General features: G+C 63.5%; 27 protein-coding genes. 16 read left to right on the top strand and 11 right to left on the bottom strand.

Going from position 1 to position 24951, the window contains the following annotated elements; all coding sequences use genetic code 11:
* The first annotated feature begins 33 nt into the window (after window positions 1–33).
* Both AWB74_RS01460 and AWB74_RS01455 read left to right on the top strand, forming a co-directional pair.
* A complete protein-coding gene (locus AWB74_RS01460; protein ID WP_061144976.1) occupies window positions 34–1428 on the top strand; it encodes an NfeD family protein in 1395 nt (464 codons plus the stop codon).
* A 25-nt stretch (window positions 1429–1453) separates the two neighbouring features.
* Window positions 1454–2224 (top strand): slipin family protein, encoded by a 771-nt coding sequence (locus tag AWB74_RS01455; protein ID WP_061144975.1) that lies wholly within the window; start codon window positions 1454–1456, stop codon window positions 2222–2224.
* On the opposite strand, the gene AWB74_RS01450 is transcribed toward AWB74_RS01455, so the two are convergent.
* On the bottom strand, window positions 2221–2757 hold the full coding sequence (locus tag AWB74_RS01450; protein WP_061144974.1) for a carboxymuconolactone decarboxylase family protein: 537 nt from the start codon (window positions 2755–2757) through the stop codon (window positions 2221–2223). The genes AWB74_RS01455 and AWB74_RS01450 overlap by 4 nt on opposite strands.
* 182 nt (window positions 2758–2939) lie before the next feature.
* On the opposite strand from AWB74_RS01450, the gene AWB74_RS01445 reads away from it, so the two are divergent.
* The 5 genes from AWB74_RS01445 to AWB74_RS01425 all read left to right on the top strand — a co-directional run bounded on the left by AWB74_RS01445 (window position 2940) and on the right by AWB74_RS01425 (window position 8659).
* The gene (locus AWB74_RS01445; protein WP_061144973.1) at window positions 2940–3881 is read left to right on the top strand and encodes a LysR family transcriptional regulator; all 942 of its coding nucleotides are present in this window, start codon (window positions 2940–2942) and stop codon (window positions 3879–3881) included.
* A 173-nt stretch (window positions 3882–4054) separates the two neighbouring features.
* Complete coding sequence (locus tag AWB74_RS01440; RefSeq protein WP_061144972.1) at window positions 4055–5146, top strand: HlyD family secretion protein; 1092 nt, start codon at window positions 4055–4057, stop codon at window positions 5144–5146.
* Window positions 5147–5156: 10 nt separating this feature from the next.
* Window positions 5157–6731, top strand: a complete 1575-nt coding sequence (locus AWB74_RS01435; protein ID WP_061144971.1) for a DHA2 family efflux MFS transporter permease subunit — start codon at window positions 5157–5159, stop codon at window positions 6729–6731.
* A gap of 27 nt (window positions 6732–6758) precedes the next feature.
* Window positions 6759–8213 (top strand): efflux transporter outer membrane subunit, encoded by a 1455-nt coding sequence (locus tag AWB74_RS01430; protein ID WP_061144970.1) that lies wholly within the window; start codon window positions 6759–6761, stop codon window positions 8211–8213.
* On the top strand, window positions 8210–8659 hold the full coding sequence (locus AWB74_RS01425) for a PaaI family thioesterase (RefSeq protein WP_061144969.1): 450 nt from the start codon (window positions 8210–8212) through the stop codon (window positions 8657–8659). Before AWB74_RS01430 ends, AWB74_RS01425 begins: the two co-directional genes overlap by 4 nt.
* Before the next feature lie 42 nt (window positions 8660–8701).
* Here AWB74_RS01425 and AWB74_RS01420 read toward each other — a convergent pair whose 3' ends face one another.
* Window positions 8702–10030, bottom strand: a complete 1329-nt coding sequence (locus AWB74_RS01420; RefSeq protein ID WP_061145256.1) for an aspartate aminotransferase family protein — start codon at window positions 10028–10030, stop codon at window positions 8702–8704.
* A gap of 154 nt (window positions 10031–10184) precedes the next feature.
* Between AWB74_RS01420 and AWB74_RS01415 the strand changes: the two genes are divergently transcribed.
* Window positions 10185–11600 (top strand): aminotransferase-like domain-containing protein, encoded by a 1416-nt coding sequence (locus tag AWB74_RS01415; protein ID WP_061144968.1) that lies wholly within the window; start codon window positions 10185–10187, stop codon window positions 11598–11600.
* 49 nt (window positions 11601–11649) lie between these two features.
* On the opposite strand, the gene AWB74_RS01410 is transcribed toward AWB74_RS01415, so the two are convergent.
* The 7 genes from AWB74_RS01410 to AWB74_RS01380 form a co-directional block, all read right to left on the bottom strand.
* Window positions 11650–11910 (bottom strand): hypothetical protein, encoded by a 261-nt coding sequence (locus AWB74_RS01410; protein ID WP_061145255.1) that lies wholly within the window; start codon window positions 11908–11910, stop codon window positions 11650–11652.
* Window positions 11911–12129: 219 nt separating this feature from the next.
* A complete protein-coding gene (locus AWB74_RS01405; RefSeq protein ID WP_061144967.1) occupies window positions 12130–12801 on the bottom strand; it encodes an H-NS histone family protein in 672 nt (223 codons plus the stop codon).
* Window positions 12802–12831: 30 nt separating this feature from the next.
* Entirely contained in the window at window positions 12832–13611 is a 780-nt protein-coding gene (locus tag AWB74_RS01400; protein WP_061123399.1) for an ABC transporter substrate-binding protein, read from the bottom strand.
* 137 nt (window positions 13612–13748) lie between these two features.
* Window positions 13749–14153: an Hsp20/alpha crystallin family protein gene (locus tag AWB74_RS01395; protein ID WP_061144966.1), complete on the bottom strand. Its 405-nt coding sequence runs from the start codon at window positions 14151–14153 to the stop codon at window positions 13749–13751.
* A gap of 13 nt (window positions 14154–14166) precedes the next feature.
* Window positions 14167–14601 (bottom strand): Hsp20/alpha crystallin family protein, encoded by a 435-nt coding sequence (locus AWB74_RS01390; RefSeq protein WP_061144965.1) that lies wholly within the window; start codon window positions 14599–14601, stop codon window positions 14167–14169.
* Window positions 14602–14800: 199 nt separating this feature from the next.
* Complete coding sequence (locus AWB74_RS01385) at window positions 14801–15160, bottom strand: DUF934 domain-containing protein (RefSeq protein ID WP_061144964.1); 360 nt, start codon at window positions 15158–15160, stop codon at window positions 14801–14803.
* The gene (locus AWB74_RS01380; protein WP_061144963.1) at window positions 15157–16920 is read right to left on the bottom strand and encodes a nitrite/sulfite reductase; all 1764 of its coding nucleotides are present in this window, start codon (window positions 16918–16920) and stop codon (window positions 15157–15159) included. The genes AWB74_RS01385 and AWB74_RS01380 overlap by 4 nt, the downstream gene beginning before the upstream one ends.
* Window positions 16921–17113: 193 nt before the next feature.
* Here AWB74_RS01380 and AWB74_RS01375 point away from each other — a divergent pair, with 193 nt between their 5' ends.
* Both AWB74_RS01375 and AWB74_RS01370 read left to right on the top strand, forming a co-directional pair.
* On the top strand, window positions 17114–17302 hold the full coding sequence (locus AWB74_RS01375; RefSeq protein WP_061144962.1) for a DUF2970 domain-containing protein: 189 nt from the start codon (window positions 17114–17116) through the stop codon (window positions 17300–17302).
* Between the two features lie 70 nt (window positions 17303–17372).
* Entirely contained in the window at window positions 17373–18356 is a 984-nt protein-coding gene (locus AWB74_RS01370) for a 2-dehydropantoate 2-reductase (RefSeq protein ID WP_061145254.1), read from the top strand.
* Window positions 18357–18363: 7 nt separating this feature from the next.
* On the opposite strand, the gene AWB74_RS01365 is transcribed toward AWB74_RS01370, so the two are convergent.
* Complete coding sequence (locus tag AWB74_RS01365) at window positions 18364–19569, bottom strand: NAD(P)/FAD-dependent oxidoreductase (RefSeq protein ID WP_061144961.1); 1206 nt, start codon at window positions 19567–19569, stop codon at window positions 18364–18366.
* Between the two features lie 252 nt (window positions 19570–19821).
* Here AWB74_RS01365 and AWB74_RS01360 point away from each other — a divergent pair, with 252 nt between their 5' ends.
* On the top strand, window positions 19822–20202 hold the full coding sequence (locus tag AWB74_RS01360; RefSeq protein WP_061144960.1) for a nucleotide pyrophosphohydrolase: 381 nt from the start codon (window positions 19822–19824) through the stop codon (window positions 20200–20202).
* Window positions 20203–20250: 48 nt separating this feature from the next.
* Entirely contained in the window at window positions 20251–21432 is a 1182-nt protein-coding gene (locus AWB74_RS01355; protein ID WP_061144959.1) for an acyl-CoA dehydrogenase family protein, read from the top strand.
* An 11-nt stretch (window positions 21433–21443) separates the two neighbouring features.
* On the opposite strand, the gene AWB74_RS01350 is transcribed toward AWB74_RS01355, so the two are convergent.
* Window positions 21444–21695 carry a DUF4148 domain-containing protein gene (locus AWB74_RS01350; protein ID WP_061144958.1) on the bottom strand — a complete coding sequence of 84 codons (252 nt, stop codon included), beginning with the start codon at window positions 21693–21695 and terminating at the stop codon, window positions 21444–21446.
* A gap of 267 nt (window positions 21696–21962) precedes the next feature.
* Here AWB74_RS01350 and AWB74_RS01345 point away from each other — a divergent pair, with 267 nt between their 5' ends.
* The 4 genes from AWB74_RS01345 (at window position 21963) to AWB74_RS01330 (ending at window position 24840) form a co-directional block, all read left to right on the top strand.
* Entirely contained in the window at window positions 21963–23000 is a 1038-nt protein-coding gene (locus AWB74_RS01345; protein WP_061144957.1) for a M14 family zinc carboxypeptidase, read from the top strand.
* Window positions 22997–23815, top strand: coding sequence for an alpha/beta fold hydrolase (locus AWB74_RS01340; protein ID WP_061144956.1), 819 nt, complete (start codon window positions 22997–22999; stop codon window positions 23813–23815). Before AWB74_RS01345 ends, AWB74_RS01340 begins: the two co-directional genes overlap by 4 nt.
* Window positions 23812–24318 carry a cupin domain-containing protein gene (locus AWB74_RS01335; protein WP_061144955.1) on the top strand — a complete coding sequence of 169 codons (507 nt, stop codon included), beginning with the start codon at window positions 23812–23814 and terminating at the stop codon, window positions 24316–24318. The genes AWB74_RS01340 and AWB74_RS01335 overlap by 4 nt, the downstream gene beginning before the upstream one ends.
* Window positions 24319–24600: 282 nt before the next feature.
* Window positions 24601–24840 carry a DUF3622 domain-containing protein gene (locus AWB74_RS01330; protein WP_061144954.1) on the top strand — a complete coding sequence of 80 codons (240 nt, stop codon included), beginning with the start codon at window positions 24601–24603 and terminating at the stop codon, window positions 24838–24840.
* Window positions 24841–24951 lie beyond the last annotated feature (111 nt).

Raw genomic sequence — 24951 nt, 5'->3', positions numbered from 1 at the left:
GAACCGCGGCGTGCGCGCTGGCGGTTTTCGCCGATGAGAACGAACCTCGCTGACTGGCTGTGGCTTTGCGCCCGATGCGTGCTGTTGCTGATGGCCTGCGCATTCACGCCGATGAGCGCCGCCGCAGCCGCAACCGCAGCCGCGACGGCGCCCGTCGTCGTGATTCCGCTGAAGGGCGCGATCGGCCCGGCGAGCGCGGATTTCGTCGTGCGCTCGCTCGCCCGCGCCGCCGTCGAGCACGCGCAGCTCGCCGTGCTCGAACTCGACACCCCCGGCGGACTCGATCTCTCGATGCGCTCGATCATCCAGGCGATGCTCGCATCGCCGGTGCCGGTGGCCGTGTTCATCGCGCCGAGCGGTGCGCGCGCCGCGAGCGCCGGCACCTACATCACCTACGCGAGCCACATCGCGGCGATGGCGCCCGGCACGAATATCGGCGCGGCATCGCCGGTGCAACTCGGGATCGGCGGCGGTGCGGATCGCGAGGGCAAGTCCGCGTCGGGCTCCGACGCACAATCGACCGAAACCCGCAAGCAGATGCAGGACGCCGCCGCTTATATCCGCGGCCTCGCGCAACTGCGCGGACGCAACGTGCAATGGGCCGAGCGCGCGGTACGCGAAGCGGTCGCGCTGTCGGCGACGGAAGCGCTGGAGCAGAAAGTCATCGACCTGACCGCCACCGACGTGCCCGATCTCCTAGCCAAACTCGACGGCCGCCACGTTACGACGGCGAGCGGCGCGCACGTGCTCGCGACAAAAAACGCGCCGCTCGTCGTGCTGCAACCCGACTGGCGCAGCCGCTTTCTCGCGACCATCACGGACCCGAGCGTCGCGCTCATCCTGATGATGATCGGCATGTACGGCCTCTTCTTCGAATTCGCCAATCCCGGCATGGTGCTGCCGGGCGTCGCGGGCGCGATCTGCCTGCTCGTCGGATTATTCGCGCTGCAACTCCTGCCGATCAATTTCGTCGGACTGGGATTGATCGTGCTGGGCCTGGGCTTTCTCGTCGCGGAAATGTTTCTGCCGACGTTCGGCTCGCTCGGCATCGGCGGAGTCATCGCGTTCGCGATCGGCGCGCTCATGCTGATCGATACCGATGTGCCGGGCTTCGGCGTGCCTGTCGGCGTCGTCATCGGGCTCGCGCTTTTCACTGCGCTGTTCGTGTTCACCGTGTCGGGCGTCGCGTTGAAGGCGCGCAAGCGTCCTGTCGTGAGCGGCAGCGAAGCGATGCTCGGCAGCATTGGCGTGATGTTGGCGCACGAGAACATCGGCGACAGCGCCTGGGCGCGCGTGCGGGGCGAGCGGTGGCGCGTGCAGGCGGCCGCGCCGCGGGCGTTGCCGCAGGAAGGCGCGCGCGTGCGCGTGCTGTCGCGTCACGGACTGACGCTGACCGTCGAGCCGATTGACGAAGCGCGAGACTCCTGAACACATCCACAACGAGGCTTGAAAAATGGGGCTTACTTTTGGTTTCAGCGGCATTCTGATCGCGCTCGTCATCTTCATCGTGGCGTCGGCGGTGCGCATCTTTCGTGAGTACGAACGTGGCGTTGTGTTCATGCTCGGGCGCTTCTGGAAAGTGAAGGGGCCGGGGCTCGTGCTCATCATTCCAATCGTGCAGCAGGTCGTGCGCATGGACTTGCGCACCGTCGTGTTCGACGTGCCGCCGCAGGACGTCATCACGCGCGACAACGTATCGGTGAAGGTGAATGCGGTCGTGTATTTTCGCGTCGTCGATCCGGAGAGGGCCGTGATTCAGGTCGCGCGCTTTCTCGAAGCGACGAGCCAGCTTTCGCAAACCACGTTGCGCGCGATCCTCGGCAAGCACGAACTCGACGAACTGCTTTCCGAGCGCGAACGCCTGAACAGCGACATCCAGCGCGTGCTCGATTCGCAAACCGATGCGTGGGGCATCAAGGTATCGAACGTGGAGATCAAGGACGTCGATATCAACGAGACGATGATCCGCGCGATCGCCCGCCAGGCCGAAGCGGAGCGCGAGCGGCGCGCGAAGATCATCCATGCCGAAGGGGAGCTGCAGGCGTCCGAGAAGCTGCTGCAGGCGGCGCAGATGCTCTCGCAGCAACCACAGGCGATGCAGTTGCGCTATCTGCAAACGCTGACGACGATCGCCGGCGACAAGAACTCGACGATCGTCTTTCCGGTGCCGGTCGATATCGTGAGCACCGTCATCGACCGGATCGTCAAAGGTCCGAAGGCTTAAACGAGCTTCGGAAAATCGATCGTCGTGTCGTTCACGCGGTTCACGAGGTTCGTGAAGTTGATGACGCTCATCGCGAACAGCGTGTCGATGACCTGCGCTTCCGAGTAGCCCGCTTCGCGCACTTCATTCAGACGCGCCGCGTCGACGGTGCCGGTCGTGCTCGTGACGTGCCGCACGAAGCGCACGAGCGCGTCGCGCTTCGCATTGCCGGTCGCTTCGCCCGCGCGGATCTGCTGCGTTTCCTGTTGCGAGAGCCCGACCATCTTGCCTACGAGCGTATGCGCGGCGGCACAGTAATCACAGCCCACCAGTTCGCTCACGGCAAGCTTGATCGCTTCGACGTCGGCCTTGTCGAGGCTGCTCTTCGCCAGGATCGCGTCGCCGTTGAGCGCGGCGCCGAGCGCGGCGGGGCTATGCGTGCCGATGGTCGCATACGCGTTCGGCACCTTGCCCGCAGCCTTCTTGAGGGCCGCGAAAAGATCGGCAGTGACACCCGTGGCTTCGTTGACGTTGATCTGGGAAAGACGTGACATGGTGTGCTCCTTGGTTCGGTGGTTAGCCATCTCGCTGGCATGGGTTGAACTTTAGGCGCGTGCGTCTTTCGCGTGAATGCTCGCGCGGCTCGTAAAACCGCGCGATCGTCTCATCGTGCGAATGCGGCGGCTTCGTGCCATCATCGGGACTTCCCGCACGTATCGCGCGATATGAAACGCACATGGACTATCTGACGAGCCTGAAGGTGTTCTGCACGGTGGTCGAAGCGAAGAGCTTCTCGCGTGCGGCCGACATACTCGGCTTGTCGCCGCCGGTCGTATCGCGCGCGATCGCGGGGCTCGAAACGCGGCTCGGCAGCCGGCTCTTCAATCGCACGACGCGGCAAATCTCGCTCACCGAAACCGCCGAGCGCTTCTTTGCCGATTGCTCGCGCGTGCTCGACGACCTTCAGGCGATGGAAGAGCGCGCGTCGCATCGCGCGAGCGAAGCGACGGGCCTCCTGCGGCTCGTCGCGCACACGACCGCGATGACGAGCCGCTACACGCCGCTCGTCGCGAGCTTCCGGCGCGCGCATCCGCACGTCGGGCTCGATATCACGCTGACCGAGCGGCCCGTCGATCTCGTCGGCGAAGGCTATGATCTCGCGCTCGTGCTGCCGTTCATGCTGTCCACCGATACGGCCGTCACACGTCTGCTCGAAACGATTCCGCTCGTGCTGGTCGCTAGTCCCGCGTATCTCGCGCAGCATCCCGCGCCGCGCCATCCATCCGAACTCGTCGATCATCAGTTCGTACCGATGTCGCCGTCGATCCGCAAGCCGGTGCTGACGTTTCGCATCGGCGGCGAGGAGGTTCGCGTGCCGGTGAATCACGATATCTCGTCGAACAGCGCGGTGTTCAATCGCGACATGGTGCTGCAAGGCTTCGGCATCGGCGTGCTGCCGGCGGCGCTCGTCGAACGCGAAATCGCGGAAGGGCGGCTGGTGACGCTGCTCGACGCTTACGAGCGCGTCGATGCGGCGATCGAGATCCGTATCGCCTACAGCTCGCGCGCGCTGTTGCCGGCAAAAGTGCGCGCGTTCGTCGAACACGCGGTGCGTTTTTGTGCCGATGAGCGTGCCACGCTCGACGAGTCGGCGCTCGCCGCGACGCAGCAAAATTGAGCCAAAGCCTTATTCCGCAAGGCCGAGCGCGATTCTTTCCGTCAGCGTTATTCTCTCGTGTGCGTCGTGACGGTTGACTTGGTGTATATGCACAACTAGTCTTCCGGGCTATGACGGGCAGAGAAAGACGCCCTTTTTCCAATTTTATATGTGCATATGCACTTTAAACGCAAATGACGACTCCTACGACGGAAATGCCATCGGTGGCGGCGCCGGCTCTCACGAGGCCGGCGCGACGGATTCCCTGGATGCTGCTCTCGCTCGGGCTGGTCGGGCTCGTGGTGATCGCCGCGGCGACGTACTGGGCGCTCGTGCTGCGCTTCGTGCAAACCACCGACGACGCTTATATCGGCGGCGACGTCACCGTGCTCGCGCCGAAGGTCAACGGCTTCGTCACCGATGTGCTCGTGCAGGACAACCAGCCCGTGAAGGCGGGCCAAGTGTTGATCCGCCTCGACGCGCGCGACTATGACGCGCGTCTCGCGCAAGCGAACGCGGAAGTGTCGAGCGCGCGCGCGGCGGTGGCCGAGTGGCAGGCGAAGGATGCGTTGCAGGCCGCCGTCATCAATCAGCAGCAGGCGGAAGTGCGCGCGTCGTCGGCGGAACTCACGCGCAGCGGCCAGGACCGCGTGCGTTATCGCGAACTCGTGAAGGACGACGCGGTGTCGAACCAGATCGTCGAACGCGCGGACGCGGACTACACGAAAGCGCAGGCGGCGGTGGATCGCAGCGGCGCGTCGCTCGTCGCGGCGAAACGCCAGCTGAGCGTGATCGAAGCGCAGATCGCGGATGCGCAGGCGCGCGTCGCGACCGCCGAAGCCGCGCGTCGCGTCGCGGAGCTGAACGTCGAATACACGACGATCCGCTCGCCCGTCGATGGCTACGTCGGCAATCGCACGGCGCGCGTGGGCGTGCTTGCGAACGTCGGCACGTCGCTCTTGACGATCATCCCGTCGACGGGACTCTGGATCGATGCGAACTTCAAGGAAGATCAGCTGAAGAAGATGCGCGCCGGCGACGAAGCCGATGTCGAGCTCGATGCGTCGAGCGTGCCGCTCACGGGCCACGTCGAAAGTCTCGCGCCCGCGACCGGCGCGACCTTCAGCGTGCTGCCCGCCGAGAACGCGACAGGCAACTTCACGAAGATCGTGCAGCGCGTGCCCGTGCGCATTCGCCTCGATGTACCGAAGGGCATGGAATCGGTGCTGCGTCCCGGTCTTTCCGCGACGGTCAAGGTTCATCTGCGCAAGCAGGCGAACGGCTGAGGAGCGCGCCATGACGCACACCATTCCCTCCGATCCGTCGACGCAGCCGATCAGACAACGCGTCTTCGCTTTCGCGCTGATGTGCCTCGGCTTCTTCATGGCGACGCTCGATATCCAGATCGTCGCGTCGTCGCTGAAGGATATCGGCGGCGGCTTGTCCGCGAGCCAGGACGAGTTGTCCTGGGTGCAGACCTCGTATCTGATCGCGGAAATCCTCGTCATTCCGATGTCGGGCTGGCTCTCGAAAGTAATGTCGACGCGCTGGCTCTTCGTCGCGTCGGCGGTCGGCTTCACGATCACGAGCATGCTGTGCGGCATGGCGTGGGACATCAATTCGATGATCCTATTTCGCGGCCTGCAAGGCGCGCTCGGCGCCGCGATGATTCCGACGGTGTTCACGACGGCCTTCGTGCTCTTTCCCGGCAAGCAGCGCCTTATCGCATCGACGACGATCGGCGCGCTGGCGTCGCTCGCGCCCGCGGTCGGCCCGGTCATCGGCGGATGGATCACCGATCAATGGTCGTGGCACTGGCTGTTCTATCTGAACGTGGTGCCCGGTCTCGTCGTCGCGGTGCTCGTGCCGAAGTATGTGCATATCGACGAACCGAACGTTTCGCTGCTGAAGAAGGGCGACTATCTCGGCATCGCGCTGATGTCGGGATTTCTCGGCTGTCTGGAATACGTGCTCGAAGAAGGGCCGCGCAAGAACTGGTTCGGCGATGACGCGATCATCGCGTGTGCATGGATCTCCGCGACCTGCGGCTTTCTCTTTCTCGTGCATGCGTTCACGGCGAAAGACCCGGTCGTCGACCTGCGCGCACTCGCGGTGCGCAACTTCGCGATCGGCAGTCTGCTGTCGTTCGTGACGGGCATCGGCATTTTCGTGTCGGTGTATCTGACGCCCGTGTTCCTTGCTCGCGTGCGCGGTTTCGATTCGCTGCATACGGGTCTCGCGCTGCTATCCGTCGGCTGCTTTCAGCTGCTTTCCATCGGCTTCTATGGCGTCGCGTCGCGCTTCATCGACATGCGCGTGCTGCTCGCCTTCGGTCTCCTTTGCTTCGGCGCGGGCTGTTACTTCTATACACCGCTGACGCACGACTGGGGCTGGCAGCAATTCCTTCTGCCGCAGGCACTGCGCGGCATCGGCCAGCAATTCGCGGTGCCGCCCATCGTGACGATGGCGCTCGGTTCGCTGCCGCCGTCGCGGCTCAAATCGGCGAGCGGTCTGTTCAATCTGATGCGCAATCTCGGCGGCGCGATCGGCATTGCGGTCAGCGCGACGATGCTCAACGATCGCCTGAACCTGCATTACCTGCGCCTGAACGAGAACGTGACGATCGGCCGTCCGGTCATCGACGATCTGCTATCGCGCAGCTCCGCGCATCTCGCGTCCGTCGCGGGCGATGCGCTCGATGCGTCGCAAGCGGGACTCGCATCGCTGCATGCGCTGGTGATGCGCGAAGCGCTCGTGCTCACCTTCGCCGATTGCTTTTACGTGCTCGCACTGTGTTTCCTGTTCGGCCTCGTGACGGTGATGTTTGCGAAACCGATCACGAGCGCGCCGCCTTCGTCCGATGCGCATTGAACCGGGCCTTATCTGGATGCTTCGATCATGAAGAAACTGCTTGTCGAAATACTGTCGTGTCTGACGCTCGCCGCGTGCGCGGTGCAGCCCGCCACACACGCCGATCTGCCCACGAAGGTGAACGCAACGGCGCCCGCGGACTGGAGCGTCGATGCGCCGAAACAGGCCGCCGATCCCACCGCGTGGTGGAATCAGTTCAACGATCCGGTGATGCATGAACTGGTCGCGTCGGTGCTGAACGACAACCTCGACGTGCAGGCCGCCGTCGAGCGCGTGAAGCAGGCGCAGGCGCTCACGACGCAACGCCGCGCCGCGCTCTTGCCGCAACTCGATGTCGGCGCGGGCGGGTCGTACTCGCGTCAGAACACGCCGCCGCCGCTCGGCTATGTGAAGCAGGCGGGCATCGGCCTCAATCTGAGCTGGACGCCCGATGTATTCGGCGGCGAGCGTCTGGAACTGCTGGCGTCGCAGGCGCAGCTCGTCGGTCGTGAACATGCGGCGGATCAGATCAGGCTCGCGCTCGCGGCGAACACGGCTGGCGCGTATATCGATCTGCGCTGGGCGCAAGCCGAACTGAAGATCCTGCAAGACAACCAGGCGATTCGCGAGCGCGCGTTGAAGCTCACGCAGCGCCGTCTGCAATACGGTCTGTCGACGCAACTTGATGTCGCGCGTGCGCAGAATCAGTTGAGCGATCTGCTGTCGCGCATCCCGCGCACGCAGGCGACGATTCAGCATCAGCTAAGCCTGATCGCGGTGTATTCGGGCCGCACGCCTGAGTCCGTCGACAAGCTGATGCTCGCGAACGCTGGCCCCGCGCCGGTGATTCCGGTGCCGGCGAACGGCGCGCCGCAGATGTTGCCATCGGACGCATTGCTGCGCCGCCCGGACGTGCTCGTCGCGTACGCGACGGTGCAGCAGCGCGCGGCGGAAGTGGGCGTCGCGCGGGCGGAGCGCTATCCGAAGTTCTCGCTGCGTCTATCCGATGGCCTGCTCGCATCGTCGTATCTCGGCTTGCCGACGTTGACCGACAACCTCTTTTCGGCGGCGCTCAACGCGACGAGCCCGATCTTCAACGCGGGGCGCATCACGGCGGAGATCGAGCAGAACGAGAGCAGGATGCGCGAGTCGGAACTGCATCTGCATCAGACGATGCTCGAAGCGCTGAAGGACGTCGAGGACACGCGCAGCGATCTCGTCAGCACGACCGAATCGGCGGCGCGTCTGACCGATGCACTCGCCGCGTCCGGCCAGTCGCTCACGCTGTCGACGCAGTTGTACAAGGGCGGCGCGGCCAGCTTTCTCGATGTGCTCGACGCGCAGCAATCCTACTTGCGCGACGCCGACGCGTTGAATCAATCGAAGCGTGAACACGCACTCGCGGCGGTGGCGCTGTATCGCTCGCTGGGCGGCGGATGGAGCGTGACCGGCGATGACGGCGTCATCGAGACCGCGAGCGCAAAAACGGAGACGACGAAATGAGCATGGTCGAAGAAACGGCCGCGGGCTTCGATGGTCTTTCGCAACTGCGCAAGCTGATCGCCTGCAAGCGCAGGCCGGGCATCATGGTGTCGCTGGATCTGGAGTTCGTCGAAGTCGAAGCGGGCAGGGCAGTGTTCGCGGGCGTGCCCGGCGATCACGCGTATAACCCGATCGGCACCGTGCACGGCGGCTATGCGGCGACGCTGCTCGATTCCGCGTGCGGCTGCGCGGTGCATTCGTGCCTGACTGCGACGCAAGCCTATACGACGCTCGAACTGAAGGTCGCATATCACAAGGCGGTCACGCGCGATTCGGGGATGCTGCGCGCGGAAGGGCGCGTGCTGTCGATAGGACGTCGCGCCGCGTTCGCCGAAGCGACGTTGAAGGACGCGAGCGGCCGACTGTTCGCATCGGCGACATCGACCCTGCTCGTCATGGAGCGATAGAAAGCCCGACTCCTCACGGCGAGGAACCGGGCTGTACACGCCTTATTTCACGCTTTCCAGCGCCTTGCGCACCGTGCCGAAGAGCTGATCGATCTGATCGTCCTCGATGATGAGCGGCGGCGAGAACGCGAGGATATCGGCGGTATAACGAATGAGCACGCCCGCTTCGAAGCACTTGACGAACACTTCATACGCGCGCGCGCCCGGCGCGCCTTCGCGCGGCTCCAGCTCGATGCCCGCCACGAGCCCCAGATTGCGGATGTCCTTCACGAACGGCGCATCGCGCAGTGCGTGAGCGGCGCTTTCGAACTTCGCGGCCTTCGATGCCGCGCGATCGAACAGTTTGTCGCGCGTGTACAGATCCAGCGTTGCGATGGTCGCGGCGCACGCGACCGGATGCGCCGAGTAGGTATAGCCGTGGAACAGTTCGATGGCGTTGGCCGCGCCCGCATTGACGATGGTGTCGTGCACGTTGCGATGCGCGGCGACGGCGCCCATCGGAATGGTCGCGTTGTTGATCGCCTTGGCCATCGTGATGAGATCGGGCGTCACGCCGAAGTACTCGCTCGCCGTGGCCTTGCCGAGACGGCCGAAACCGGTGATCACTTCATCGAAAATCAGCAGAATGCCGTGCTTTGTGCAGATGTCGCGCAGCTTCTGCAGATAGTCCTTAGGCGGCACGAGCACGCCCGTGGAGCCTGCGAGCGGCTCCACGATCACGGCAGCGATCGTCGACGCATCGTGCAGCGCGACGATGCGCTCCAGATCGTCGGCGAGATGGTCGCCCCATGCGGGCTGGCCCTTCGTAAATGCGTTGTGCGCGAGGTCGTGCGTATGCGGCAGATGATCGACCGATGGCAACAGCGCGCCCGAGAACGTCTTGCGATTCGGCGCGATGCCGCCGACCGAAATGCCGCCGAAGCCGACGCCGTGATAGCCCCGCTCGCGGCCGATGAGGCGTGTGCGCTGACCTTCGCCGCGCGCGCGGTGATAGGCGAGCGCGATCTTCAGCGCCGTATCCACCGATTCCGAACCCGAGTTCGTGAAGAAGATGCGGTCGAGTCCTTCGGGCATGAGCCCGGCCACTTTGGTCGCCGCTTCGAACGCGACCGGGTGGCCCATCTGGAAGGTCGGCGCGAAATCGAGCGTGGACAGCGCCTTCTGCACCGCGTCGACGATCTCGTCACGGCAATGGCCCGCGTTCACGCACCAGAGGCCCGCCGTGCCGTCGAGCACTTCGCGGCCATCGGTCGAGCGGTAGTACATGCCTTTCGCGCTTTCGAGCATGCGGGGCGCGGCCTTGAACTGGCGATTGGCGGTGAAGGGCATCCAGAACGACGAAAGGTCGTCGATGACGGGGCGTGCATTCATGCGTGTCTCCTCTTCGGAAAGTTCGGTCACTGCACTGTATGCCTCGGCAAAATAGCGCGGCATAGACAGTTGCTTCACTGCGTTGCCAACTGTGCTGGCAAAATGTCGCAAACTGTATTGGTCGATGGGCGGTTGCCGCGCTATCCTCGAATCCATGATCGAACTCAAGCTGGAGCGCGGCTCGCGTCAGGCGCCGACGCTCGTCGAACAACTGGTGCGCGCGTTCGCCACGGCGATCGGGGAGCAGACGCTGCGTGCGGGCGCGCTGCTGCCATCGGTGCGGCGTCTCGCCGAGGCCGAAGACCTGAGCACGTTCACGGTGACGGAAGCGTATGGCCGGCTCGTGTCGATGGGTCTCGTCACCGCGCGGCGCGGCTCGGGTTATCGCGTGGCCGTGCGCGGGCAGAGCGAGCGCGTGCGGGCGGTCGTTTGGCAGCCGCCGAGCCTCACCGCGACCTGGCTTTTATCGGACGTATTCGCCGATCACTCCGTGCCGATCAAATCCGGTTGCGGCTGGCTGCCCAACGAATGGGTCAACGAAAGCGGGCTGCAGCATGCGCTGCGCGCGGTAAGCCGCGTGCCGGCGGCGCGCATCGCGGATTACGGGCATCCGTACGGCTTCGCGCCGCTGCGCGAGCGGATCGCCGAGCAACTGGATCGCCACGGCCTGCCCGTCGATGCCGCGTCCAACGTACTGCTGACATCGGGCGCGACGCAGGCGCTCGATCTCATCGTGCGCACGCTATTGCGTTCCGGCGATGCGGTCGTCGTCGAAGATCCGGGGTACTGCAATCTGCTGCAGATTCTGCGGCTCGCCGGGCTCGAAGTACATGGCGTGCCGCGCACCGTCGCGGGCATCGATACCGAGGTATTCGAGCGCATCGTGATCGAGCATCGGCCGAAAGCGGTGTTTCTCAACACGACCCTGCAGAACCCGACGGGCGCGACCTTCGGCATGGCGTCGGCGTTTCGTCTGATGCAGATCGCGGAGCGGCACGGCCTGTGGGTCGTCGAGGACGATGTGACCCGCGAGCTCGCGCCGCCCGGCGCGCCCTTGCTCGCGGCGATGGAAGGCTTGAGCCGCGTGCTGTACGTCGGTGGTTTTGCGAAGACGATCACGCCGGCGCTGCGCTGCGGCTATGTCGTCGCGGAGCGCGATGTGTTGCGCGAGCTGGCGCGCACGAAGATGGCCGTGGGGCTGACATCGTCGGAGGCGACGGAGCGCATCGTCGAGAAAGTGCTGACGGAAGGGCGCTACGCGCGGCACGTCGAACTGGTCGTGGAGAAGCTGAAAGATGCGCATGCGCTCGTCGAGGACCGCATGGATGCGCTGGGCGTCGCGTTGTTCCGGCGTCCGCGCGCGGGACTCTTCGTGTGGGGCGAATTGCCGATCGATCCCGCCGAAGGAAGTGCCGTCGCGACACGCGCATTGCAGCACGGCATATGGCTCGCACCGGGTTCGTATTTTCGGCCGAACGATGCGCCGAGCGCATCTTTTCGATTCAATGTCCCTTATTCAGTGGACGATGCGCTCTGGAGTTTTTTGGAAAAAACGATAAAAGGTTTCTAAAAAGAAGATACGGCGAAACGAATCGCCGTATCCGCGAAACCGAATAACTTTATTGCGCGACTTGCGAAGAAGCAGAAACCGAAACCTGTCCGCGCTGATTTTGCGCCGTGCGTTCCGTATTGCCGAAATCCCCGCGTCCTTGCGCGGCCTCTTCGGCGGCGAAGGTTTGCGCGCTGACGCCATGTTGTGATGCCGGTGCGCCGACATCGGGACGATAATGCGGCGCCGGGCCATAGCCGCTCGCAAATGCAGAACCGGCAAATACAGAACTCAATGCAATGGCAAAGCCCACTACGAGTCGCTTGTTCACAGAGTGCTCCAATGGAATATGAGGAGATGCAGTTGTCCGATGCAAAGCAACCGCAATCGGAAAGCGCGTCGTTCGATTCGAAACGCTCCCGACATGTGAACGCAGTGTAGAAGGCATTCGCCGCTTTTTAATCGCGCGAAAAGCCAATTGAGTTTTCGTCGATCTCAAACAATGGGATGACGCCGCGTGTCGGAATGATTCATTCACGCGGCGCTTCATTCATGCGGATGCGCCGTTGCTTGTCGGTGGCGTCGGTGCCTCCGACGCGCTGGCGTTCGCTTGCTCGGGCACGGGTGTAGGCGTGGAACTCGCCGCGGCTTCGACGGCCTTTTTCCGGGGCGCGCTGCGCTTTGCCGCCTTGACTGCCGGTTTGGCCGCGACCGATTTCTTGGCGGCAGGCGCCGCGACCTTCTTCTTCGCTGCGCTTACACCCGTTGGCGATGTCTTGCCTTTCTTCGCGGCCACGCTGGAAGACTTCTTCGCCGGCGCTTTTTTGGCGGCTGCCTTGGGCTTGCCCGGAGTCTCGCTGCCTTCGCCATCGATCAGAAACTTGCTCCGATCCTTCACGTTCGCGATCCACGCAGGTGGCCGCGCCCAGCCGCTCCACGTCTCGCCCGTCTTCGGATTGCGATACTTCGCGGGCAGCTTGCCTTTCTTCGCGAGCTTGGTCATCGCTTCATGACGGCCCGCGGGTGCAGGAAGGGCGACGCGTGGTTTCGCTGCGGCTTTGGTTTTCTTGCCGTGCCGGTCGATATCCGCAGTGGTGAGGCCGTGCCGTTCCATCATCGCGCGGATATCGTCGAGCACGGCTTGCGCGCGCTGGGCGATCAGATGTTCCGCCTGCGCCTGGAGCTTCTTCAACTTGGCTTGTATCTGCTTGAGCGTGGCCATCGCGGTCTCCTTGCGTTATTGAAGGCGCTATTACTCGCCGTAGATGTCGAAGTCGAAATACTTCTGCTCGATGCGCTTGTAGGTGCCGTCCTTGATCATCGCGGCGATGGCGCCGTCGAGCTTCTCTTTGAGATCGGTATCTTCCTTGCGCAAGCCGATTGCGGTGCCGGGTCCGAAGATCGCGCTGTCTTCGAGTGCGCCGCCCGCGAAGCCGTAAGGCTTGCCGCGCGGCGTGTCGAGGAAGCCGCGTTCGGCTTGCACGGCGTTTTGCAGCGAAGCGTCGAGACGGCCCGTCAGCAGATCGGCATAGACCTGATCCTGATCCGCGTAGGACACGACCTTCACGCCCTTCGCGCCCCAATGCACCTTCGCATAGGTTTCCTGCATCGAGCCCTGCTCGACGCCGACCGTCTTGCCCGCCAGAGATTCCGCCGTCGGCTGGATGCTCGAATCGTGTTTCGCGACGAGGCGCGTGGGCACGTGGAAGAGCTTGCTGGAGAACGCAATCTGCTTGACGCGCGCGGGCGTCATCGACATCGTGGAAAGCACACCGTCGAACTTGCGCGATTTGAGGCCCGGAATCATGCCGTCGAATGCGTTTTCGACCCACACGCACTTTGCGTTGAGGCGTCGGCACAGCTCATTGCCGACATCGATGTCGAAGCCGACCAGCGTGCCGTCGGGTGCTTTCGATTCGAAAGGCGGATAGCTCGCATCGACGCCAAAGCGGATCGTCGACCATTCCTTCGCATGCGCCCCGATCGATACGGTCAGCATCGAGCCCAACAACACCGTCAACAGCCTCTTCACGATAGTCCCTTCTTCTTTGAGTTTATAAATGTAGACGGCATGCACCGTCGTTGTCGATTATAGAGGCGCGATTCGGGCGCAATGAAAAAGGCCGCGAATAAATCGCGGCCCTTGGAGTTGAAACGATGTTCTGAATGTTATCCCGCGCGCACTTCGACGCGGCGCGGACGCGCTTCCTCGCGACGCGGAATCGTGAGCTTCAGCACGCCGTTCGTGAGGTTGGCGTCGATCTTCGAGGTGTCGAAGTCGTCGCTGACCGTGAAGGCGCGTGCGAAACGCGGCGCGCGCAGTTCTGCGTGATGCACGCGCACGGCGCCTTGCACCGGCAGTTGCGCTTCCGCTTCGATGGTGAGGCGCGCGTCGTGCACCTTCACGTCGAGCTTCTCGCGCGGTACGCCGGGCAGATCGGCCCATAGGGTGATGCCGTGGCTATCCTCGACGATATCGACCGCGGGCGTCACCGTGGCGCGGCGCGACGTGTCTTCGCTTTTGCGCGCTGCTTCGTTCGTGTTTTGCGGGGCGATTTGCGTGTTGTCGGTCATGATGAATTCCCTCTTACTGAATGGTGATCGCGCGCGGCTTCGATGCTTCGCGCTTGCCGATGGTGATGGACAGCGTGCCGTTTTCATAGCGCGCTTCGACCTTGTCGGTGTCGGCATTCTGCGGCAGTTCGATCACGCGGCGGAAGCTGCCCGTGAAGCGCTCTTTCGCATAGGTGCGCGCGCCTTCGACATTGCCTTGCGCACGGCGCTCGCCGCTGATGGTGAGCGTGCCTTTATCGACATTGACATCGAGCGACGAAGGCTCGACGCCCGGTGCGAATGCGACGATATGAATCTCGTCATCCGTGCTGCCGATATTCAGACGAGGGAAAGCATCGGCGCGGCTCGAACGAATGCTCGAAGGAAGATTCCCGAAGAGCGAGGACACCTGCCGCTGCATACGGTCCAGCTCCGAGAAAACGTCGCCGCCAAAATAAAAGTCACTCATGGTCAGTCTCCGATAGTGCGGCCCGCGAGGCCGGCAGCAGGAAGTTCAAACGACAGCGGGTTCTCGCTGCCTCTGCATCCAAGGTAGGTGCGAGAGCTATCGTTTCAATATCGGAGCGCTATGTTTTATTTTTTTCCGGTGGCTCTTGAAAGTTATCGAAGCGCGCTTATATCGGTTCGAATGCGCGCTTCTTAGCACCTCAGTGCGATGCCAGATCGCCCTGGTAAAAGCCCGCGAAACGCGCGAACTGTCGTTCGGCATCGTCAGCGTCCAGGCCTTCCTTGAGCACTGCGCTCGAAAATCCCGTTCGCTCCATCTGCACGAGCTGATCGATCAGCACGTCGCCCGTCGCGCGCAAATCGCCTTTGAAGCCGAGCCGGCGGCGCAGCAGATAAGCCTGGCTATATGCGCGGCCATCGGTGAAATGCGGGAAATGAAGTTCGATGCGATCGAGTTCCTTCAGGCGATCTTTCAGCGTGAGCGGATCGTCGTCGTTGGCAAGGCTTGTTACGCGTTCGTTCGTATCCGCGTCGTGATCGGCTTTCGTGAGAATCTTCATGCCGATACCTCCTCGTTCACGCGCACCGCATTCGCGGATGTCTTGAACGGCGCCAGTCCCACACGCCGCACCGTGTCGATGAAACGTTCGTCATGTTCGCGCGTGTCGCGATACGTCGTCAGAATCGCTTCGATCGCATCGGGCACTTCGGCCGCGCTGAACGACGGTCCGATCACCTTGCCCGGCTGCGGCGCGCCGCTTGCCGCGCTGCCGTCCGATCCGCCGAGCGTGATCTGATACCACTCGCGTCCGTCCTTGTCGACGCCGAGCACGCCGATATGCCCGCTGTGATGATGCCCGCACGAATTGATGCAGCCGCTGATATGCAGATCGATTTCACCGATGTCGTCGAGTTCGTCGAGATCCTGATAGCGCTCGGTGATGGCCTGCGCGACCGGCAGCGAACGCGCATTGGCGAGCGCGCAGAAGTCGCCGCCGGGGCACGCGATCATGTCGGTGAGAAGCTGCACGTTCGCGCTCGCGAAGCCCGCTTCGCGCGCCGCCTGCCATAGCGCGAAGAGCTCGTTTGCGCGCACCCAGGGCAGCACGACGTTTTGCGTATGCGTGACGCGCGCTTCGCCCGCCGAGAACCGGTCGGCGAGATCCGCGACGATATCGAGTTGATCCGCGGTCGCATCGCCGGGCGATTGCAGGAGACGCTTGAAGGACAGCGTCACGATGCGCAGTGCGGGGTCTTTGTGCTGCGCGACATTGCGTTGCAGCCAGCGCGCGAAGAGGGGATGCTTACTAGCGTCGGCTTCGGCTTCATCGACGCCTGCATGCGACGTTTTCAACGCAGGCGGCACGAACGACGCGCGCACGCGCTCGAGTTCTTCCTGTGAGATGAGATGCGGCGCGCCGTCATGCTCGACGATCTGCCGGAATTCCTCGTCGACGTCATCGATATAGCGCTGGCCTTCGGCCTTCACCAGGATCTTGATGCGCGCCTTGTACTTGTTGTCGCGACGTCCGTAGCGGTTGTACACGCGCACGATCGCCTCGATGTAGTTCATGATGTGCTGCCACGGCAAGAACTCCCGCATCAACGTGGCGATGACGGGCGTGCGCCCCATCCCGCCGCCCGCGCTCACGCGAAAGCCCAGTTCGCCGTTTTCATTGCGCAGGAGTTGCAGGCCGACGTCATGCCATGCGGTCGCCGCGCGGTCTTCGCTCGCGCCCGTGATCGCGATCTTGAACTTGCGCGGCAGGAACGCGAACTCGGGATGCAACGTCGTCCATTGCCGCATGATTTCGGCGAAGGGACGTGGATCGGCGACTTCATCGGGCGCGACGCCCGCGCGTTCATCGCAGGAAATATTGCGGATGCAGTTGCCGCTCGTCTGAATGCCGTGCATGTCGACGGTGGCGAGCAAGTCCATCACGTCTGCGGATTTGTCTAACGGAATCCAGTTGAATTGGACGTTGGTGCGCGTGGTGAAGTGCGCGCAGTGAGTCGGCAGCCGTTCGGTGCCGAGCTTGCCCTGCGCCGCGCTCGCAACGCGATAGACCTCCGGATGGGGATCGTCGTATTCACGGGCGATGCGCGCGAGCACGCGCAACTGCGCGCTCGACAACTCGCCATAGGGAACTGCGACGCGCAGCATCGGCGCATGGCGCTGCACGTACCAGCCGTTCTGCAGGCGCAGCGGGCGGAATGCGTCTTCGCTCAGGCGGCCGTCCCGCCAGCGTTCCAGCTGATCGCGGAATTGCGCGGCGCGGCTCTTCACGAAAGATTTGTCGAACTCGGTGTATCGGTACATGATGCGGCGGCGTGGCAAAGGAAGGGCCAACGATAGGGCGCGAGGCGGTACGAGAACAAGCAGCAGTTGCGATGAATTTCATGGGAGCAGTGCGCCTCGCGCCGGAATCTGCTTCCGTCGAATACGCCGCAACTGCTGCTGTTTTTCGCACGGGGCGTGACGCATCATGAATCCGTGAACAAAGGAGCCGCTCATGGAACTCTTGAAGATGATGCGCATCGTGCTATGGAGCTTTTTCGGCGTGCGCAAGCGCGCGTCGCACAACGCCGACTTCGCGCAGGTGAAGCTGCCGCTCTTGCCGGTCATCGCCGTGATGCTCGCGGCCGCGTTCGGGCTCACGCTGCTGACGGTCGCGAAGTTAGCCACGGGCATCGCGCACTGAAACGGCAGCGCGCGCCGCGTCCCGCTCTTACAATGGCGGTCGGATGATTGCCACGAGCGAGGATCGGACGATGAAAGTAGGCATCTATGGCGCGGGCGCCATCGGCGGATGGATCGGCGTGAAGCTCGCGCAGGCAGGTTGCGATGTGAGCGTGGTCGCACGCGGCGCGACGCTCGATGCGTTGAAGAAAGACGGTCTGCGCCTCGTCGAAAAAGACGCGACGCATACGGTGAAAGTCGCGGCGAGCGACAATGCCGCCGATCTCGGCGTGCAGGATCTCGTCGTCGTGGCGGTGAAGGCGCCGGCGATGGAATCCGTCGCCGCGCAAATCGCGCCGCTGCTATCGCGCGACACCGTTGTGCTGACCGCGATGAACGGCGTGCCCTGGTGGTTCTGCGACGGCCTCGGCGAGGCCTTCGCGGGCAAGCGTCTGTCGTCGGTCGATCCGCACGGCGCGATCGCTGCGGCAATTCCCAGCGCGCAGACGGTTGGCTGCGTCGTGCATGCGAGCTGCTTCGTCGAAGCGCCGGGCGTGATTCGTCATCATCTGGGCAAGGGCCTGATTCTCGGCGAAGCCACCGGCGCGCCGAACGCTCGCACGGAATCGCTCGTCACGCTTTTTTCGATGGCGGGCTTCGACGTCACGCTCTCTCAGCAGATTCAGCGCGACGTCTGGTTCAAGCTGTGGGGCAACATGACGATGAACCCCATCAGCGCAATCACCGGCGCGACCACCGACCGCATTCTCAGCGACGATCTCGTGCGCGGCTTCGTGACCCATGTGATGCTGGAAGCGAAGGAAATCGGCGCGCGCTTCGGCATTCCCATCGAGCAGGACCCGGAGGACCGCCACGCCGTGACGCTCAAGCTCGGCGCGATGAAAACGTCGATGCTTCAGGACGTGCAGGCCGGCAAGGCGGTCGAGCTCGATGCGCTCGTCGCGTCGGTGCGCGAGCTCGGCGCGATGACCGGCGTGCCAACGCCGTTCACCGATGCCTTGCTCGGCCTCGCGCGCCTGCACGCGCGCACGCTGGGGCTTTATCCGGCGGGTTGAATCGCCTTCATGCGACGACGATACGCAGCGGGTCCGCAGCCGCGAACGCTTCGGCCCGCTTCGCGCTCGGCGGATAAATCCACTCGGTGTTGATGCGCGTCTTCAGCGCTTTCGCTTCCGCGCCCGCCATCTTCACTTCACGTTCCCAGCCTTCGGTATAGACCGCGCCCCACGGGCCGAGGTCGAGACACGTCACGTATTTCGGCTGGCTGTAGGGAATCGGCGCTTCCCCGAGCAAATCCGCCGCGACGTTGTGGCCCGCCGAGCGGCCGAGGTTCATCGCGTGCTGGCAGGACATCATCGCGTGGTTGCCTTCGTCGTCGGTGGCGGCGTAGGCGACATCGCCTGTCGCATAGACCGTGTCGACGCCCAGCACGCGCAGATTGCGATCCACATGCAGGCGGCCGACCGCATCGCGTTCGGCGGGAATCTGCGCGGTCAGCGCGCTCGCGCGCACGCCCGCGGTCCAGATCACCGTGCTTGCTTCGATCCGCGAGCCGTCGGACGTGGTGAGGCCGTTCGCATCGACTGATGTCACCGCCGTGCCGAGCCGCCATTGCACGCCGAGCGATTCGAGCGCTTCGACGATGACCGGACGTGGACCGGCGCCGAGGTCCGGCCCGATCTCCGCATTGCGCTCGACGATGATCACGCGCACATCCGCATTTCCGCCCAGCGCCGCGCGCAGACGGGCGGGCATTTCCGCAGCCGTTTCGATCCCCGTGAATCCGCCGCCCGCGACCACGACCGTGTTGCGCGCGGGCGTATCGGGCTGCGTCGCGAGTTGCTTGATATGCGCTTCGAGCGCGGCGGCTTCGTCGACCTGATCGACGCTGAACGCATGTTCTGCAAGCCCCGGAATCTGCGGACGGAACAGGCGGCTGCCCGTCGCCAGAACGAGACGGTCGTAGTCCAGCGTCGAGCGCGAGCCGTTCGCGCCGACGACGTCGACCTTGCTGCGCGCGACGTCGATGCGTTCCACCGTGCCCTGAATGAAACCAACGCCCGTGGAAGCGAAGATATCCAGCAACGGCGCTTTCATGCCCGCGGCGTTTTTCTCGTAGAGACGCGGACGCACGTGCAGATGCGGCTCAGGCGCGATCAGCAAGACTTCGATATCCGTCCTGCCGTGCTGATCGATGAGGCGCGCGGCGGAAAGGGCGCTCCACATGCCGGCGAAGCCGGCCCCGATTACCAGAATGCGCTTGGACATTTCGATGCTCCTTGGGATTCGATGTTGGGTTTGCTCGACAGACGGTTCTGCGCCGTCATCGATTAACTGCGATTCTATGAGTCGTAGATATGGAGCGCAAGAGATTTGGCCGACATCACATATTTTGTCTCGAATTCGCGGGTTAGGAGCGCAAAGCAGTGCAACTGAGACACAGCGAAGCGTAGTTGATGTGCATCGTCAATCATCGCGCTAAGCTAGGCGGTGCACGCAACGAAACATCAGAGGAAGCGCATGGAGCAACAGAACCAGCAGGAAGGCGCCAGCGAGCTCGTCCAGATGCGCGACATGCTGCGCGAGTTCGTTCGCGAGCGTGACTGGAGCCGGTTTCACTCGCCGAAGAATCTGGCGGCGGCGCTGTCGGTCGAGGCGAGCGAATTGCTCGAACCGTTCACGTGGCTCGTCAGCGGCGACAAAACCGAGCTCGACGAAGCCAAACTGCGCGCGATCCGTCACGAGATGGCGGACGTGCTCGCGTATCTCGTGATGCTCGCCGATGCGCTCGATGTCGATCTGCATCGCGCGCTCATCGAAAAGATGGCGCTGAACCGGTCGAAGTACCCGGCGCACAAAGTGAAAGGCGACGCGCGTAAATACACCGAGTACGACGAGTAAGCGAGCGAGAACGGTTAAGCTTGCCGTTCGTTCCCAGGAGGATTGCCGATGGACTTTTCGCTCTCGCCGGAGTTGACCGATTTGCAGGCGCGCGTGCGCGCTTTCATCGCCGATGAAATCGTGCCGCTCGAACGCGATCCGCGTTGCACGCCGCACGGCCCGAATGAAGCGCTGCGCGCCGAACTGATCGCGAAAGGCCGCAAGGCGGGGCTGTTGTCGAGCCACGTATCGCCGGCGTCCGGCGGCCTCGGTCTGAATCATGTCGCGAAGGCCATTCTGTTCGAGGAGGCGGGTTATTCGCCGCTCGGTCCGGTCGCGCTGAATATCGCCGCACCGGACGAGGGAAACATGCATCTGCTCGAAGCGATTGCCACGCCAGAGCAGAAGGAACGCTGGCTGCGTCCGCTCGCGGCGGGCGCGATCCGCTCGTGCTTCTGCATGACCGAGCCGCCACCGGGCGCGGGCGCCGATCCCGCGATGCTGCAAACCATCGCCGTGCAGGACGGCGACGAATACGTCATCGACGGCCGCAAATGGTTCATCACGGGCGCGGAAGGCGCGGCGGTCGCGATCATCATGGCGAAGTTCGCCGACGGCCCCGCGACGATGTTTCTCGCGGACATGTCGAGCTCCGGCATCGTGATCGAACGCGCAATGGATTCGCTCGATACATGCTTTCCGGGCGGCCACGGTGTGGTGCGCTTCGAAGGCTTGCGGGTGCCGAAAGAGAATGTTCTGGGCGAGCCGGGCGAAGGATTCCGCTATGCGCAGGTGCGGCTATCGCCCGCGCGTCTCACGCACTGCATGCGCTGGCTCGGCGCCGCTCGACGCGCCCACGATGTCGCGACGGCTCACGCGCGGCAGCGTCACGCGTTCGGCAAGGCGTTGGGCGAGCATGAAGGCGTCGGCTTCATGCTCGCGGACAACGAAATGGACCTGCACGTGACGCGTCTCGCCATCTGGCACTGCGCGTGGGTGCTCGATCAGGGCGTGCTCGGCAAGCACGAGTCGAGCATCGCGAAGGTGGTGTCGTCGGAGGCGCTATGGCGCGTCGTCGACCGCTCGGTGCAGGTGCTGGGCGGTCAGGGCGTCACGCATGAAACCGTCGTCGCGCGGATTTTCGCGGACATGCGCGCGTTCCGGATCTACGACGGTCCGTCGGAAGTGCATCGCTGGAGCATTGCACGGCGCATCCTGCGCGGGCCGAAGCCGCGCGCGGAATCCGCCTGACGAATGCCGCGTTATTGCACCGTGGTGTTTCCCTGCGCCTGACGTTGCGCGATGATGCGGCTCGCGCGCATCGCGTTGTCGGGATAGTTGAGCCAGTCGTTGGGATCGTAGCCGACCGAGCGCCACAGCAGGAATTCCTGCCGGACCTGCGCGCGCGTTTTCGGCGCGTTCGGATCGCTCGTCTGCGTCTGCGTTTGTGCGAATGCGGAAGCCGCGCAGCACAGAGCCAGCGCGCCGAGAACGATGCGGGAGAGAGATGTCATGACATTACCTCATACCGTGCAGCACGGTCATTTGATTCTAGGTGACAGAACGCGAAAGAGCAGGGGACGTTTGCTTGTGCATCGCACAGCGCATTCCCGCTTCGTGTGCGTGACATTCAATATGATGTGTACTGACGATGCGGCCTATACTCGATGGTTTCGGGCGGGGCGTTCCGGTGCAGCAGAACCAATGGCCTGAGATAACAACGAAAAGTAAACAACGAAAAATAAACAACGAAAAGAAATACACGATAAACAGGCGCAGTCATGAGCACGTCGAGCGTTGCCGTCACGAGCAGTTTTCCGGAAATGGATGAACTGAAAGCGATTCGCGTCGCGGGCGGCGCGCGTTTCACGTGGCGCACGATCAGCGAAGTGCGCGTGCGGCAACATACGTTTCCGCTTCTGAGCGCATCGATCGGCTCGGACGATCCGCAGGCACCCGCCATCGGTTTCTTCGGCGGCGTTCATGGTCTCGAATGTATAGGCACACAACTCGTGCTCGAATACATGCGCGCGCTGCTGCGCCGCCTCGAATGGGACGACACGCTGCATCACCAGTTGCGCGCGATCCGGCTCATCTTCATGCCGATCGTCAATCCCGGCGGCATGTTCGCACGCACGCGCGCGAATCCGAACGGCGTCGATCTGATGCGCAATGCGCCGCAAAGCGCCGAAGGGCGCGTGCCGTTTCTCGCGGGCGGCCAGCGTATCGGGCCGTGGCTGCCGTGGTATCGCGGCGCCGCCGATGGCCGCATGGAAGTGGAGAGCGCGGCGCTGCTGTCGCTCGTCGAAGAACAGTTGATGTCGCGGCCGCTCAGCTTCGCGCTCGATTGTCATTCGGGTTTCGGCTGGGATGACAGCATCTGGTTTCCCTACGCGCGCACCGAGCGGCAAATGGCGCATCTGCCAGAAATGTTTTTGCTGAAGACGATGTTCGAAGAGTCGTATCCGCATCACGGCTACGCGTTCGAGCCTCAAAGTCATCAATACCTGTTGCATGGCGACTTATGGGACTTCGCGTATGACCGCTCGCGCGCGCCCAACATCTTTCTGCCGATGACGCTCGAACTCGGCTCGTGGCGCTGGATCCGCAAGAATCCGATGCAAATGTTTTCGCGGCTCGGTATCTTCAATCCGATCAAGGCGCATCGCACGCGGCGGGTGTTGCGGCGTCATCCGAACTTCTTCGATTTCCTCACGCGCGCCGCGTTCTCGTCGCGCCGCTGGCTGCCGGGCGGCGAATTCCGCGACGAAGTCATGCGACGCGCGCGCGAACACTGGCAGCGCACGGGCGTGTCATGAGCCAGTGGATTCTGTTGCGCGGGCTCACGCGGGAAGCGCGTCACTGGGGCGCGTTCGAGGCCGCGCTCGGCGCGCACGGGCTCGTCGGCGCGGGCGAGCGCGCGGTGTACATCGATCTGCCGGGCAATGGCGCGGAACATGCGCAAGCCACGCCGCATTCCGTCTTCGCGATGATGGATCTCGTGCGCGCACGCGTCGCCGCGACGAACGCGCGCCTGCCGTGCCGCGTCATCGCGATGTCGCTCGGCGCGATGGTCGCGACCGCATGGGCGCAACGGCATCCCGGCGAGATCGAACGGCTCGTGCTGATCAACACGAGCATACGGCCGTTCGCGCGCCTGCACGAGCGCCTGCGTCCCGCGTCCTGGCCGACGCTCGTGCATATCGCGATGGACTGGTCGCGGCCCGAGCGATGCGAAGCGTCGATTCATCGTCTGACGTGCAATCGTGGCAATACGTTCGACGCGGACATCGCGCAATGGTCGCAACTGCGGCGCACGCATGGCGCGAGCGCGGCGAACGCGTTGCGGCAACTTACCGCGGCTGCGCGCTTTCGCGCGGCACGCGATGCGCCGGCGTGCCCGGTGCTGCTACTTGCGTCGGCGGCGGACCGGCTCGTCGATCCGACATGCTCGGTGCGCGTCGCGAAACAATGGCGCGCTTCGCATGCGGTGCATCCGTGGGCCGGCCACGATCTGCCGCACGACGATGCGGACTGGACGTGTCGAACCATCGCCGCATGGCTGGACGAACATCGAACAAAATCGGGCGCGTGCGACACGCGGACAACTCAACACTATCTGAGCGGAACATGAAACCACCGATCATCAATCTCGATACGCTGCAACCGCAACCGCTGCCACCCGAATTCGCACCGACGGGCGACGCCGCCGAACGCTTTGCGCCGCGCATCGCGCGTATCGGCGGCATGGTCGGCGCGAAGAAGCTCGGCTATAGCCTCATCGTGCTCGAACCGGGCAAGCGGGCGTTTCCGTTTCATCATCATCGCGTGAACGAAGAGATGTTCTTCGTCGTCGAAGGCGAGGGCGAGGTGCGCATCGGCAGTCAGACGCATGCGATCCGCGCGGGCGATATCATCGCGTGTCCGCCGGGCGATGCCGGAACGGCGCATCAGATCATCAACACGGGCACGCAGACGCTGCGCTATCTTGCGATCAGCACGATGCAATCGCCCGAAGTCGTCGAGTATCCCGATACCGGCCGCCAGGCCGTGCTCGTCGTCGATGAACCGGGTGTCAAAGGCTTGCGCGCCGTCTTCCGCGCCAGCGATTCGCTCGGTTACTGGGACGGCGAATGAAGCGGGCACCAACATGACGGATAACCGTCATTGCCGACATCTCCCGCTTTGTTGCACGTAACGGTCACGACTTTATTGTTAATTCTTGTTAGCCACGTGCCATCGACGCCACGTATAGGGAAACCTCGTGTTGCAACGCAGCATCGCATTGCGTATGCTGTTTCTGGGGAGCGGCACGTCCGCTTCGAAGCACGACACGAACAATCAAACGCCGGTAAGCAGGAGCGTTTCATTGGGCGGGGCCGGTAAGCGTTACGGGCGTCCGCTCGAAGGAGCCGCAATATGGAACTGAGCACATCGTCGAAACCGACGCTGCATGTCTTCCAGCAGGAAGGCGGGTGGCATTGGGGCATCACCGTCGAACGCCAGGCAGGAGGCGGGATGAAGGTCGTCGCGTATAGCGACGAAGGCTTCGATTCCGAGGAAGAAGCGCGCGAGGACGGCGAGCACGTCCTGCGCTCGGAAGACTGGCGCTCGCGTCAAAGCTTCAGCCGCAGCGAGCGGCGACAGGGTTATTCCTGATCGGGGCGGCACGCGCTCGCCTCGATATTCTCCTGCCGTTCCGCATTCTTTCCGTTGTTCCCAATCCTCGCTGCATCTTTCCCCTGCACTGAAAACGCGCGACACTGAACG

It is taken from the genome of Caballeronia arvi (assembly GCF_001544695.2).
GTDB lineage: Bacteria > Pseudomonadota > Gammaproteobacteria > Burkholderiales > Burkholderiaceae > Caballeronia > Caballeronia arvi.
This window is presented reverse-complemented; position numbering and strand designations above follow the sequence as displayed.

Bases quoted from the DNA above. Each gene is read 5' to 3' on its own strand.
- AWB74_RS01345 (WP_061144957.1), top strand. From the start codon at position 21,963: ATGAGCACGTCGAGCGTTGCCGTCACGAGCAGTTTTCCGGAAATGGAT.
- AWB74_RS01390 (WP_061144965.1), bottom strand. From the start codon at position 14,601: ATGAGTGACTTTTATTTTGGCGGCGACGTTTTCTCGGAGCTGGACCGT.
- AWB74_RS01385 (WP_061144964.1), bottom strand. From the start codon at position 15,160: ATGAAGATTCTCACGAAAGCCGATCACGACGCGGATACGAACGAACGC.
- AWB74_RS01370 (WP_061145254.1), top strand. From the start codon at position 17,373: ATGAAAGTAGGCATCTATGGCGCGGGCGCCATCGGCGGATGGATCGGC.
- AWB74_RS01355 (WP_061144959.1), top strand. From the start codon at position 20,251: ATGGACTTTTCGCTCTCGCCGGAGTTGACCGATTTGCAGGCGCGCGTG.
- AWB74_RS01420 (WP_061145256.1), bottom strand. From the start codon at position 10,030: ATGAATGCACGCCCCGTCATCGACGACCTTTCGTCGTTCTGGATGCCC.
- AWB74_RS01445 (WP_061144973.1), top strand. From the start codon at position 2,940: ATGGACTATCTGACGAGCCTGAAGGTGTTCTGCACGGTGGTCGAAGCG.
- AWB74_RS01380 (WP_061144963.1), bottom strand. From the start codon at position 16,920: ATGTACCGATACACCGAGTTCGACAAATCTTTCGTGAAGAGCCGCGCC.
- AWB74_RS01335 (WP_061144955.1), top strand. From the start codon at position 23,812: ATGAAACCACCGATCATCAATCTCGATACGCTGCAACCGCAACCGCTG.
- AWB74_RS01435 (WP_061144971.1), top strand. From the start codon at position 5,157: ATGACGCACACCATTCCCTCCGATCCGTCGACGCAGCCGATCAGACAA.
- AWB74_RS01375 (WP_061144962.1), top strand. From the start codon at position 17,114: ATGGAACTCTTGAAGATGATGCGCATCGTGCTATGGAGCTTTTTCGGC.
- AWB74_RS01455 (WP_061144975.1), top strand. From the start codon at position 1,454: ATGGGGCTTACTTTTGGTTTCAGCGGCATTCTGATCGCGCTCGTCATC.
- AWB74_RS01340 (WP_061144956.1), top strand. From the start codon at position 22,997: ATGAGCCAGTGGATTCTGTTGCGCGGGCTCACGCGGGAAGCGCGTCAC.
- AWB74_RS01425 (WP_061144969.1), top strand. From the start codon at position 8,210: ATGAGCATGGTCGAAGAAACGGCCGCGGGCTTCGATGGTCTTTCGCAA.
- AWB74_RS01405 (WP_061144967.1), bottom strand. From the start codon at position 12,801: ATGGCCACGCTCAAGCAGATACAAGCCAAGTTGAAGAAGCTCCAGGCG.
- AWB74_RS01415 (WP_061144968.1), top strand. From the start codon at position 10,185: ATGATCGAACTCAAGCTGGAGCGCGGCTCGCGTCAGGCGCCGACGCTC.
- AWB74_RS01440 (WP_061144972.1), top strand. From the start codon at position 4,055: ATGACGACTCCTACGACGGAAATGCCATCGGTGGCGGCGCCGGCTCTC.
- AWB74_RS01350 (WP_061144958.1), bottom strand. From the start codon at position 21,695: ATGACATCTCTCTCCCGCATCGTTCTCGGCGCGCTGGCTCTGTGCTGC.
- AWB74_RS01450 (WP_061144974.1), bottom strand. From the start codon at position 2,757: ATGTCACGTCTTTCCCAGATCAACGTCAACGAAGCCACGGGTGTCACT.
- AWB74_RS01395 (WP_061144966.1), bottom strand. From the start codon at position 14,153: ATGACCGACAACACGCAAATCGCCCCGCAAAACACGAACGAAGCAGCG.
- AWB74_RS01360 (WP_061144960.1), top strand. From the start codon at position 19,822: ATGGAGCAACAGAACCAGCAGGAAGGCGCCAGCGAGCTCGTCCAGATG.
- AWB74_RS01365 (WP_061144961.1), bottom strand. From the start codon at position 19,569: ATGTCCAAGCGCATTCTGGTAATCGGGGCCGGCTTCGCCGGCATGTGG.
- AWB74_RS01460 (WP_061144976.1), top strand. From the start codon at position 34: ATGAGAACGAACCTCGCTGACTGGCTGTGGCTTTGCGCCCGATGCGTG.
- AWB74_RS01330 (WP_061144954.1), top strand. From the start codon at position 24,601: ATGGAACTGAGCACATCGTCGAAACCGACGCTGCATGTCTTCCAGCAG.
- AWB74_RS01430 (WP_061144970.1), top strand. From the start codon at position 6,759: ATGAAGAAACTGCTTGTCGAAATACTGTCGTGTCTGACGCTCGCCGCG.